This is a genomic window from Pseudomonas sp. GOM7 (assembly GCF_026723825.1).
Taxonomy (GTDB): Bacteria; Pseudomonadota; Gammaproteobacteria; order Pseudomonadales; family Pseudomonadaceae; genus Aquipseudomonas.
Map to the genome: position 1 here is coordinate 2,837,819 of NZ_CP113519.1, position 11,470 is coordinate 2,849,288.

Annotated in this window: 8 protein-coding genes; 2 read left to right on the top strand and 6 right to left on the bottom strand. The window is 66.2% G+C overall.

All coding sequences use genetic code 11. The features are described 5' to 3' along the window. Entirely contained in the window at positions 1 to 1,167 is a 1,167-nt protein-coding gene (locus tag OU800_RS12540) for an alpha/beta fold hydrolase (RefSeq protein ID WP_268177606.1), read from the top strand. 934 nt (positions 1,168 to 2,101) lie between these two features. Here OU800_RS12540 and OU800_RS12545 read toward each other — a convergent pair. From OU800_RS12545 to OU800_RS12555, 3 genes are read right to left on the bottom strand one after another with little or no spacing between them, the layout of a single operon-like run. Beyond that, the gene (locus OU800_RS12545) at positions 2,102 to 5,149 is read right to left on the bottom strand and encodes an efflux RND transporter permease subunit (protein ID WP_268177607.1); all 3,048 of its coding nucleotides are present in this window, start codon (positions 5,147 to 5,149) and stop codon (positions 2,102 to 2,104) included. Further along, positions 5,146 to 6,252: an efflux RND transporter periplasmic adaptor subunit gene (locus OU800_RS12550; RefSeq protein ID WP_268177608.1), complete on the bottom strand. Its 1,107-nt coding sequence runs from the start codon at positions 6,250 to 6,252 to the stop codon at positions 5,146 to 5,148. Before OU800_RS12550 ends, OU800_RS12545 begins: the two co-directional genes overlap by 4 nt. Beyond that, positions 6,249 to 7,700: an efflux transporter outer membrane subunit gene (locus OU800_RS12555; protein ID WP_268177609.1), complete on the bottom strand. Its 1,452-nt coding sequence runs from the start codon at positions 7,698 to 7,700 to the stop codon at positions 6,249 to 6,251. The genes OU800_RS12550 and OU800_RS12555 overlap by 4 nt, the downstream gene beginning before the upstream one ends. A gap of 246 nt (positions 7,701 to 7,946) precedes the next feature. On the opposite strand from OU800_RS12555, the gene OU800_RS12560 reads away from it, so the two are divergent. Continuing rightward, positions 7,947 to 8,345: a hypothetical protein gene (locus OU800_RS12560; protein WP_268177611.1), complete on the top strand. Its 399-nt coding sequence runs from the start codon at positions 7,947 to 7,949 to the stop codon at positions 8,343 to 8,345. A gap of 62 nt (positions 8,346 to 8,407) precedes the next feature. On the opposite strand, the gene OU800_RS12565 is transcribed toward OU800_RS12560, so the two are convergent. The 3 genes from OU800_RS12565 to OU800_RS12575 are packed head-to-tail and all read right to left on the bottom strand — an operon-like array spanning position 8,408 to position 11,387. Further along, the gene (locus OU800_RS12565; RefSeq protein WP_268177612.1) at positions 8,408 to 9,019 is read right to left on the bottom strand and encodes an aspartyl/asparaginyl beta-hydroxylase domain-containing protein; all 612 of its coding nucleotides are present in this window, start codon (positions 9,017 to 9,019) and stop codon (positions 8,408 to 8,410) included. Between the two features lie 14 nt (positions 9,020 to 9,033). After that, positions 9,034 to 10,404: an MFS transporter gene (locus tag OU800_RS12570; RefSeq protein ID WP_268177613.1), complete on the bottom strand. Its 1,371-nt coding sequence runs from the start codon at positions 10,402 to 10,404 to the stop codon at positions 9,034 to 9,036. Beyond that, complete coding sequence (locus OU800_RS12575) at positions 10,401 to 11,387, bottom strand: cupin-like domain-containing protein (RefSeq protein ID WP_268177614.1); 987 nt, start codon at positions 11,385 to 11,387, stop codon at positions 10,401 to 10,403. The genes OU800_RS12570 and OU800_RS12575 overlap by 4 nt, the downstream gene beginning before the upstream one ends. Positions 11,388 to 11,470: the final 83 nt, after the last annotated feature.

The following is an 11,470-nucleotide window of genomic DNA, read 5'->3' on the forward strand; positions in this document are numbered from 1 at the left end:
ATGACCCTGCCAAACGACCCGACCCTGCGGGTGTGCCAGGCGGTGCGCCTGCTGCGCCACCTGGCCGTGAACCTGCCCAGCCCGTTGAACATCGCTTTCGATCCTGTTCCCGCCAGCCACCTGGCGGCCTGCGAGCACCTGGTCAGCCAGGCGTTCGCCGCCTGTGGCGTACAACAGCTACGGTTTTGCCATGACACCCTCGCGCAACTGTCATCCTTCGAGGTCTTGATCAGCCGTCGCCTCAGCCAGGCCCTGCCGAGCGGCCCTCTGGATGTGGGGTCGCACAGCGAGCAACTCATCGCCGACTTCGATTTCAGCCCAGCCCCCGCTGGCGTGCAGCGCGAGGTCATCGCCAGCTTCGACGGCACGCCACTCAACATCTATAGCTGCGGCGGTGCCGACCTGCCAGCCCTGCTGCTGGCCCTGCCCTGCGGCCTGCCGTTCGAGTTGTGCCAGGACTGGGTGCAGGGGCTGGCCGCGCAGTACCGGGTGTTCACCTGGGAGACCCGTGGCCTGTTCGGGGGAGCCGAGCACTTCGACAGCCTGGCGGTGGACACCGATGCGCAGGTGGCGGATCTGTTTGCCGTGATGGATCACTTCGGCCAGCCGGCGGCGCACCTGATGGGCATTTGCGGCGGCGCGATGATCGCCCTGTGCGCGGCGGCCAGCCAGCCCGAACGCGTGCGTTCGCTGAGCCTGTGGCACGGCGATTACACCCTGGGCGAGGATGACTGGCGCACTGCGCACCAGCGCAATTTCGAGTGGCTGATGGAGGCTGCAGCCAGCGACCGGGAGGAAGCCCGCGAGCTGCAGAAGATGTTCGTCGATCCGGCCACGCTGATGACCACGCCGGAGCCCATCGCGCACCTGGCGCTGTACCCCTACACCAACGCCGAGCTGTTCTATCGCTACGCAAGGCTCAACCATGCCCTGAACCAGACCGACCTGCATGCGATCCTGCCGTACATCGAGGTGCCGGCGCTGGTGGTGGCCGGCGACAACGACCAGACCACCCACATCGGCGGCTCGAGACACGTGGCCCGCACCCTGCCCCAGGCACGCCTGCACATTGAACAGGGTGGCAGCCATGTGGCCTTCTTTGAACATGGCCGCCGTTCGCTGCCGGTGGCCCTGGGTTTCATGGAAGCGTTGTTGGCGGCGGCCTGAACCTGCTCCACCGCGGGAGCCGCCGCAGCTGCGAGTGCGGCTGCTACCTTTTTAAAGGGTTCTTCGCGGAATCTGGGGAAGTCGGCTTGATATCGGACTGGCAATACGGTCTTGGTTTTTCAGGCGTCTGTTCCGAATAGCCGCGTTTTTGCTGATGTTCTTGGTTTCGCCCTCCCGGGCGAGTCACTTTTGACGGGCAAAAGTAACCAAAACCCTCCGCCCGGTCATCCGGCCCTGGCTGCGCCAGGGTTCGCTCACTCCATCGTCGCTCCAGAGGCCCGCCGCGGTGGGCCATCCTTGGCCCATCGCGGCTCTCGCGGCATCCATGCCGCTCAACCTCTTCCACGACGATTCCGTTCGCCCTCCTGGGCGGGCTCTGCACGCGCCTGAACTTCCGGTAACTCAGGTGTAGCTAGAAGTGCTCTGGCAAGAGCGACAGCGAACGACAGACCCGTCGAGTTAAACCGATAGTTTCAGGCGCGCGAATGGCCCCCTTCAGAAGGGTGAGTGGAATCGTTGCGCAGAGGGGCGAGCGGCATGGATGCCGCGAGAGGCTTAAAGGGCCAGGGATGGCCCTTGTAAGCCGACCCTCGGAGCAGCGATGGAGCGAACGAACCCCGGCGCAGCCGGGGCCGGATGGCGGGGCCTGGCCTTTTTGCCTTCTTTTGTGGCGTTTGACAAAAGAAGGTCGCCGGGGGGCGAAACGGGAGATATCAGCAGAACGCGATAAGTAGCTTTACACCGAGAACGAAAGCACACTCACATAAACTTGCCAGTCCGGTATCAACCAGGCATTCCCCCTGAATAGGCTAGGTAGGCAACTTTAGCTGCGAGACTGCCTGATGTTCACAGCAGATCGCGAATGTCCTGGCCCTTGCGCGGCTGAAGCCACCGGGCAGTTCAGGCCCTGACCGGACGGCGGCGCATGCAGACCTCACCCCATGCCCAGCCTCCGCTTCAGGCACTGCAGCACGTCGTCCACCCAGGTAAAGATCACCGGCACCACCAGCAGGCTCAGCACGGTCGAGGCCAGCAGGCCGCCCATCACGATCACCGCCATCGGCTGGCGGAACGCCGGGTCTTCGCCGAAGCCCAGGGCGGTGGGCAGCATGCCGCCACCCATGGCCAGGGTGGTCATGATGATCGGCCGCGCGCGCTTGTGGCAGGCATCGATCAGCGCGTCGTAACGGCTCATGCCCAGTTCACGGCGCGCGACGATGGCGTACTCCACCAGCAGGATGGAGTTCTTGGTCACGATGCCCATCAGCATCAGGAACCCGATCACCGACGGCAGCGAGAAGCTCATGCCGCACAGGATCAGCGCCAGCAGCGCGCCGCCCAGCGACAGCGGCAACGCCGAGAGAATGGTGGCCGGCTGCATGAAGTCGTGGAACAGCAGCACCAGCACGGCATACACGCACAGCACGCCGATGGCCATCGCCAGGCCGAAGCTGGCGAACAGCTCGGTCATCAGTTGCAGCTCGCCCTGCTCGACGATCTTCACCTGCTCAGGCAGATGCTGCATGGCCGGCAACTGCTGCGCCTCGGCCATCACGTCACCGAGGTTACGACCATTGAGTTCGATCGACAGGGTGATGTTGCGCAAACGATCCAGACGGGTGATCTGTGCCGGGCCACTGCCCATGCTCAGCTCGCCCAGCGAGGCGAGCGCCACCTGGCCGTCATGGCCGGCTACCCGCAACTGGCCGATCAGGCCCAGGTCGTGACGCACCGCCGGATCCATGCGCACCCGCACATCCACCTGGCGCTGTGAAAGGTTGATCTTGCCCAGTTGCGAGCTGTACTGCCCGTAGGTGGCCATACGCAGGGTATCGGCAATGGCCTGGCTGGTGATGCCGAGGGCGGCAGCACGCGCCGGATCCGGGTGCATCTGGATCTCCGGGCGTTGCAGGGCGCTGCTGGAGGACACCGTGCCGATGCCGGGAATCTGCCGCAATTGCGGCTCCAGCGCCTGTGCGGTGCGCTCCAGCAGATCGCCGTCGTCACTGGCCAGCACGATGCTGAGCTTTTCGCCGCTGCTGTCACCACCGACGTCGACGCGCACCCCCGGCAGGCTGCGCAGGGCCTGGCGCATCTTCGCTTCCACCGCGCTCTGCCTGACCGAACGCTGGTCGCGGGGCACCAGCTCGACGGTCAGCACCGCATCGCCGGCGCCGATGATGCCTGCCGCGCCTGCAGCGGAGCTTTTTGCCGAACCGACCACCGCGAACACATGCGCCACTTCAGGAATTTCCCGCAGGCGCTGATCCGCCTGCCGGGTGATCTGCGCAGTCTGCTCCAGCGTGGTACCCGGCGGCATCTCCAGCATTACCTTGCTGGTGCCACTGTCCTGCGCGGGCAGAAAGCTGGTGGACAGCCAGGGGATCAACCCCAGGGTGCCGATGAAGAACAGGGTGACGGCCAGGAAGGTGGCGCGGCGCCGCGTCAGCGTCAGGTGAATCCAGCCCAGGTAGCGCTGCATCAGCGCGCTGTCGCGCTCGGGCTCATGGCGAGCCTTGAGGAAATAGGCGGCCATCATCGGCGTCAGCACCCGCGCCACCAGCAGCGAAAACAGCAGCGCCACCGAAGCGGTCACGCCGAACTGGCGGAACAGCTTGCCCACGACGCCGCCCATGAAGGCGGTAGGCAGGAACACCGCCACCAGGGTGAAGGTCGTGGCCAGCACCGCCAGGCCGATTTCCCCGGCGGCTTCGCTGGCGGCGCGGGCCGGCGGCGTGCCACCGCGCAGGTGGCGGGCAATGTTTTCGATCTCGACGATGGCATCGTCCACCAGCACCCCGATCACCAGCGCCAGGGCCAGCAGCGAGATGGTATTGAGCGTGAAGCCCGCCAGGTACATCACCCCGAAGGTCGGCAGGATCGACAACGGCAACGCCGTGGCGACGATCAGCGTGGCGCGCCAGTCGCGCAGGAACAGCCCGACCACCAGCACCGCCAGCAGCATGCCCTCATACAGAAGGTGCATCGAGTCGTGGTAGTTGGCCAGGATCGGCCGCACCGTATCGCTGACTTCGGTGATCTTCACCTGCGGGTGCTGGGCCTGGAAGCTGGCCATCGCCTCGCGTGCGCCCTGCGCCACCTCCACGTCGGAAAACCCCAGCGAGCGGGTCAGTTGCACGCCGATCACCGGCTTGCCGTCATGAAAGGCCAGGCTGCTGCGTTCGGCGTGGCCGTCGCGGACAGTGCCAAGCTGGCTCAGTGGTAACAGCCGCCCGTCCGCGCTGGGAATCGCCAACCTGCCCAGTACCGCTGGATCGTCGATTGCACCCAGGGTGCGTACCGCCTGCTGACCGCTGCCCAGGTTGCCCTGGCCACCCGAGTTGTCCTTCTGCACGGCCCTGAGCTGGGCGTCGACCTCGGCCACACTGACGCCCAGCCCGGCCATCAGCGCCGGGTCAAGGTCCACCTGAATCTCACGATCGACACCGCCGCTGCGCGCGATCTGGGCGATGCCGGGAACGCTCAGGAGCTTTTTCGCCAGGTCGTTATCGACGAACCACGACAACGCCTCCTCGTCCATCCCCGGCGCCTCGACCACGTAGCTGAGCAATGGCGCAGCACTGGTAGTCAGGCGCGACACCGACGGCGTGTCGAGGTTGGCCGGTAGCTCCGGCATGGCGCTGTCGACGGCGTTGCGCACCTCCATCAGCGCTTCGTCGCCGTCCTTGTCGATTTCAAAGCTGACGCTGATGGTCACCGCGCCGTCGGTGATCACCGTATTCACGTGCTTGAGCAGGCGCAGCGAGGTCAGGCGATCCTCCAGCTTGCGCGCCACCTCGGTTTCCAGCTGTTCGGGGGCGGCACCTTCCAGGGAAGCGGTGATGTTCACCACCGGCAGATCCATGTCCGGGAAGTCCTGGATGGGCAGGCGCTCGAAGCCCAGCCAGCCGAACAGCGTCAGCACGATGAACAGCAACACACCGGGTACCGGGTAGCGAATCGACCAGGCTGAAAGGTTCATGGTGTGTCGCCTGCGCCAGGTACCACGCTGACCTTGGCGCCATCGGCCAGGAACGCACCGCCGCTGCGCACTACCGGGGTCTCCGCATCCAGGCCGCTGAGCACTTCGACGGCCTGCTGCTGACGCCGCCCCAGGGTCACCAGCCGTTGCCTGACGTGCTGGTCGGCATCGACGGTGAACACATACGAACGCCCGTCGCGCAGCACCACCGCCGAATCCGGCAGGGTCAGCGCATCACGGGCCGGCAGCTCGATCTGGCCACTGGCATACATGCCGGCCTGGGCCGGGCTGCCGACCGGCAGTGCCACATAGACCAGCGCACGGCTGGTCTTGGCATCAAGCGAGGGTGACACCAGGCGCACCTGGCCGGTGACTTGGCGACCATCGGGCAACTGCACCCGGGCAACCTGCCCTACCTGAACCTGCGGCAATTGCCGGGCGTCCAGCTCGGCCTGCCACTCGATGCGGTTGCCGCGGATCATGCGAAACAGTTCGTCGCCAGCGGCCAGCACCTTGCCGAGCATCGCCGTACGTGACGAAATGACCCCGTCGTCGACCGCCAGGATCCGGGTCTGGCCTAGATTGATGCGGGTCGCCCGCAAATCGGCTTCGGCGCTGGCCAGTTCGGCCTTGGCCACCGCCACCTGGATGCGGTACTGCTCGCGCTGCTGGTCGGACAGCGAGCCGCCCTGCCCCACGACCTGCGCGCGGCGGTCGTTGGAACGGGCCTGTTCCAGGTTGGCGCGCGCCTGAGCCACGGCGGCTAGCTGTTTCTGTTCCTGGGCCTGGACGGTTTCCGCCGCCAGGGTCGCCAGAACCTGGCCTTTCTTCACCTGGCTGCCGACATCGGCGTTCAGGCTGGCAATACGCAAGCCACTGGTTTCGGCGTCGATCACCGCCTCCTGCCAGGCCGCCAGTGCGCCGCTGGCCTGTAATACACCAGGCCACTGCTGCAGCCGGGGCTTGACCACTTCCACGCTCAGGCTGCTGACCGCTTCGCTCGGTGCGCCGTTTTCCGGCGGCGGTGCGCAACGGCTCAGCAGCAGCGCCATCCCGCCAATGCCGGCAGCGGCCAGCAAGGTGTTGCGCATCCAGGGCTTCATCTGCCACCTCCCGGCAACGAAGACGGCTGGCGGGCCAGCGGAGCATCGGGCTGCCAACCGCCGCCCAGGGCTTTGTACAGATCGATCCAGTCACGCACCTGGTTCTGCTGCAGGGTGATGAGCTGGATGTCGGCTTGCAGCGCCTGGCGACGCGCCGTCTCGCGATCCAGCAGGCTGGCATTGCCAGCCTGCCAGTTGCGGTCGATGGCCTCGAAGGAGGCCTGGTAACCCGCGCTGGCCCGCTCGGCCGAGGCTTCGCGACGGCTGCTGGCGTCCAGCCTTACCAATGCCTGTTCCACTTCCATTACCCCGCTGCGCAGGGTTTGCCGATAGGCCGCCACCGCCGCGGCATAGGCCGCCTCGGCGCCGCGCTGGGTGGCCAGGCGGCGGCCCCCGTCAAGCAGCGGTAGCGAGATGCTCGGCCCCAGGGTCCAGCTACGGTTGACCTGGCCGATCTGCGCGCCGGAGGTGAACGTGCCCACCAGGCTCAGGCTGGGCAGGCGGTCGGCCTTGGCGACGCCGATTTCGGCATTGGCGGCGGCCATTTCCCGCTCGCGTGAAGCAATGTCGGGACGTTGCCGGATCAGATCCGCCGGGATCTGCGTGACCTGTAGCTGCGCGGGCTGCGGCAGGCGCGCCGGCACCGAGTCGAGCACGCTGAGCACACGCGGTTCATCGCCGCCGGTCAGGGCGACCAGACTCTTGACCAGCAGTTGGCACTGCGACTGCTGCTCGATCAACGCCGACTGGCTGCTGGCGGCACTGGCGTCGGCCAATGCGGCGTCGGCGCTGGAAATCAACCCGGCCTGCAGGGACTGCCGGGTGGCCTCGGCAGTGGCCTGCTGCGAGCGCAGTTGATCCGCGTAGCGCTGGCTGAGCAACTGGCAGCCGCGGTATTGCACGTAGTCATTGGCCACCTGCGCGGCCAGCGACACGCGTGCGTCGTGCCAGTCGTCGACCCGCGCCTCCAGGCGTGCCTGGCCGGCCTCGTTGTTGCGCCGCAGCTTGCCGAACAGGTCCAGCTCCCAGCTAGCATCGAGGGTCTTGGCATAGCCTGAACCACCGACCTTCTGCTCGCCCTGGCGCCGGCTGCCACGGCCTACCTGGTATTGACCGTTGGCCTGGGGCCAGGCATCGGCCTCAAGGCTGCCCAGCGTGGCCCGCGCCTGGGCGATATTGGCCCAGGCCTGATCCATGCTCGGGCTGTCGGCCTCGGCCATGCGCAATAGCTGGGTCAGCGCCGGATCGTTGAACTGCTGCCACCACTGCTGCAGCCCACTGACCGTGCCGCCATGCGGCAACGGCGCGTGCCATTGCGGGTCGAGCGGGACCTGCGGACGCTGGTAGTCCGGGCCCAGCATGCAGCCGCTCAAGGCAAGCGCAGTGCAGGCCCAGGCCAGTAACGGCAGGCGTTTGAGAGGGTCGAGGCGATACGTGAATGCGGGCATGGAGGAAATTAGACCTGCCGCCCCGAAACGCGTCTGTCACCAGAAACCGGGACAACCTCGGCGCCGCTCACCAGCTTTTCTGTCCCGGCTTCAGGTGTCAGACACCTGGGCTCAACGATGATCAACTGGCAAACCTGCGATTCCCAAGGCGCACCCATCCGTTGGCCTGCAGTCGAAGCCACCTGATCCATTGATGCCATAACGCTGCCCCCCACGTGCGCAGCGTGACCGTCCGGAGTTCAGCCCATGTCCCAAACCCAAGATGTTGCCCTGCGCTTATGTGAAACCGTCAGTCGCTACCGGCACCTGGCCGAGCAGTTGCCAGCGCCGATATGCCTGAGTTTCCTGGCCCGTGAAGGTGAACCGGCCCCCGAGGAAGCCAGCCACAGCGTGCGTGCCACCGAGCGCGCGCTGAACTCCGTACTGGTGCGGGTGGGTGTGCGCCCGGTGTACTACGTGCATGGCCTGGCGCAGGCGCTGAGCGAAGACGAATGCCTGCTCAGCACCCAGCTATGCCAGGCACTGGATTACACCTACACGCATTTCGATGAAGCGGAGAATTGCAAGACCCTGGCACGGGTGGTCAAGGCGTTCGATTTCGACAACGCCAGCGCCGCGCGCGAGTCTGTTCCTGGGGCGGTGTAAAGCGCCCTGCCATCCGCTCCGAACAGTGCCGACGCTGTCCGGCGCGGTTGACAGGGCCTGGTTCAGGCAGCCATGTGCAGTTCGCGATAGAACTCCATGTACAGCACGGTGCGGTGGCCTCGCGAGGCGTTCACGGCGAAATGATCCAGCGAGCCGTCGAAGATCACCAGGTTGCCGTTGGTGCTCTGGTTGAAACTGCCGTTCACGTTCAGATAGGCGTAGTTCTGCTCCAGTGGTGCATCGACGGTCAGTTGCATGTGCAGCAGCCCCTCTTCCCAGGTGCCGGTGTGCGCATGGGTGCCGAGGAACACATTGGGCTCCATGCGCAGCAGCGCGCACAGTTTGATGCCAGGCACCTGGGCCAGCAGGTCGAGGGTACGCGGCATCGCTGCGCGGGCGTGGGGAATGGGGGTGTCGTAGGCCACCAGACCGTACTGGGTCCATTCGGGCATGGGCTGCATGTTGTCGCCCCAGCCCCACAGCCAACCGTATTCACCGCCGGCCTGCATGTGCTGGTCGACCTCGTCGACGATTTCGGTGATGGACTTGCCGACCCGGTTGATGGTCAGCGTGGGGGCGTCGAGGGCGAGGAATTCCTGGCGTATCACTTCCCAGTTGTTGGCCAGGCGCTGCAGGTGCGGAAAGCGGCTGGTGTCATAAAACGAGGGGCGCATCGGGGGTCTCCTTCTCAGTGAGCATGCTCAGCGTTCGAGCGGGTCAAGGGTGACTGCCCGGCCTCGGGCTGTCTGTCATGTGAAACCGGTACAGTCCGGCCGAGCCGGCGCATGGCACCCGACGCCAGCAGAACCAGCACGAACAGCCCCAGCAGCGCGCCCAGGCTTGCCAGCAGCAGGCCCACACCGCGTCCTGTTCCCGTGCCCAGCCAGGGGCCCAGCGCGGCCGCATAGGCCCCGCCGGGCTGCATGGCCGGTTGCAGCCAATGGTCGACGGCGAAACCGGCCAGCAGTGTCAGTACGCTGGTCGTGGTGATGGTCAGCATGCTGATCAGGGCGAACACGCTGGCACGGCTGGCGGCGCCCAGGTTGCGCATCCACAGGGCGTTCACGCAGGCATCGGCGATGCCGGCCATACAGATGGCGATGAACACCAGCGGGTAATAGGCCCACGGCTGGGCGACCCAGCCCAGGCCGATGACACAGGCAGCCAGCACCGCGTCGGCCAGGGTGGCGCTGACCAGCAGGTTGCGCGGCTCACCCAGCAGGATCAGCACACCGGCAGCGGCCAGGCCTCCCAGCGCCGCCCAGGTGTAGGCCATACCCAGCACCTGGCTGCCGTGGGTCGAAAGCAGCAAGGGCGTCATCATCAAGGTGGCCACCGCCAGCACGGCGCCGCGTGCCATGGTGTAGACCAGCAAACCCAGCAAGGTCCGGCGACTGGCCAGAAACCTCAGTGCCAGGCGCACATGCCCCTGAGCGCTGTCGGTCGTCGTTTCCGCTCGGCCCTTGTCGACCACGACCCGGCGCATACCGGAGAACGCCTTGATCACCAGCAACGAGCCGGCGCAGTAGGCGATCAGGTCGACCATCAGGATGGTCACCAGCCCCGAATGCGCCATGATCGCCCCGGCCAACAGGGGCGCTACCAAGGCCGAGGTGTTCTTGCTCAGGCTGCTCAGGCCCGAGGCTTTGGTGAACTTGCCGGGTTTTACCAGCAGGCTGACTGCCGCCTGGTAGGCCGGCTTGCGAAAGGCGCTGACCACCGACGCCAGGGCATTGAAGGCATACAGGTGCAGAGGTTGTAGACGATCGGCCCACAACAGCGCCATCAGGCCGAGCAACAGCGTGGCCAGGGTCAGGTCGCAGCACAGGATGATCGCCCGATGACTGAAGCGGTCGGCCAACCCGCCGGCCAGCGGCAGGAACAGCACGGCCGGCAGGGTCGCGGCCAGCACCGCGTTGGCGAAGGCCACGGTGGAACCGGTGTGGTTGTAGATCCAGACGCCCAGGGCGAATTCCATCAGTGCAGTGCCCACCACTGCCAGCGATTCGCCGCTCCACAGCCAGTAGAACCCCCGCCCCAGGTCGAAGCGCCCGCTCATGCCGCCATCCGTCTGAAGCCGGCAGCCAGGCGCCAGGCCATCGAGTAGCCCACCGCAGCGGCCACCAGCGGCGCGTAACGCGAGAACAGATAGGTACGCAGTACCCGGCGGGCGATCGGCGAACGGATGTCGCCGCTGACGTGCAAGGGGGTACGGAAGGTCGCCGCCACCGTGGCGCCGTAGGCTTCGTCCAGCGACTGCACGGCATGCCACCAGTACACCGGGATATACAGCGCATCGCCCGGCTCCACCACGGCGCGCAGCGGTTGCAGGGCCTGGGTACCAGGGAAGCGCTCGGTGTCGATGTCGTACAGCCGCCCGGTGTCTTCGATCACCGGACGCAAGGCGCGCCAGGCCGCTTCGTCAGGCGGCAGGATCAGCACCTCCTTGGTGCCCACCACCTGGGCCATGAAGGTCTCGTCGGTGACGTGGAAATGCCAGTCGGTGTACGAGTCGCGATACAGAAAGCTGCGGTGCGCCGGGTAGGCCAGCGACTTGCCCAGGGTCGGCATGAACGGCAGCCCGCCCACATCCTGCTGCATCGGCTCGATGGCCGAGCCTTCGCTGAAGCGGCAGCTATCTGCGACCCATGGCCCGCTGCCGACCCTCAGGCCGTCAAGAAACTCATGAAAGGGCATGTCGCGGTACACGCTGTTGGCGTAGGCCGTGAGTTCCGCCTTGACCTCTGGCCGGGCCCAGCCGATCACCTCGGGCACCACCTGCGAGCGCACCACCACCGGTTTGTTGTGCGAATGCCGGGCCAGGTAGTCCAGCGCCTGCCAGCGCTCGAACGCCGGCCAGTGGCGCACCGCATTGCGCACCAGGCACGGACGGTTGCGGTTCACGAAGTGATGGGTGAAGTCGGCGCGGCTGATGCTCAGCGCGTCGACTTCGTCCACCGCGCCGCAGCGGGCGTAGTTAGGAAAGCGCGACAGGCTCCAGAACTTGTTCGCCGGCTGCGCGAGCGATTGGGACAGTGACATGTTCGCCTCGTGATGGCTCTGAACGAGGCCCTAGGTATAACAGCCCGCCCCGGCTTCTCCCCGGCATGGATGGCGGTTGTCCC

Bases quoted from the DNA above. Each gene is read 5' to 3' on its own strand.
- OU800_RS12565 (WP_268177612.1), bottom strand. From the start codon at position 9,019: ATGCGCCCCTCGTTTTATGACACCAGCCGCTTTCCGCACCTGCAGCGC.
- OU800_RS12575 (WP_268177614.1), bottom strand. From the start codon at position 11,387: ATGTCACTGTCCCAATCGCTCGCGCAGCCGGCGAACAAGTTCTGGAGC.
- OU800_RS12545 (WP_268177607.1), bottom strand. From the start codon at position 5,149: ATGAACCTTTCAGCCTGGTCGATTCGCTACCCGGTACCCGGTGTGTTG.
- OU800_RS12560 (WP_268177611.1), top strand. From the start codon at position 7,947: ATGTCCCAAACCCAAGATGTTGCCCTGCGCTTATGTGAAACCGTCAGT.
- OU800_RS12555 (WP_268177609.1), bottom strand. From the start codon at position 7,700: ATGCCCGCATTCACGTATCGCCTCGACCCTCTCAAACGCCTGCCGTTA.
- OU800_RS12550 (WP_268177608.1), bottom strand. From the start codon at position 6,252: ATGAAGCCCTGGATGCGCAACACCTTGCTGGCCGCTGCCGGCATTGGC.
- OU800_RS12540 (WP_268177606.1), top strand. From the start codon at position 1: ATGACCCTGCCAAACGACCCGACCCTGCGGGTGTGCCAGGCGGTGCGC.
- OU800_RS12570 (WP_268177613.1), bottom strand. From the start codon at position 10,404: ATGAGCGGGCGCTTCGACCTGGGGCGGGGGTTCTACTGGCTGTGGAGC.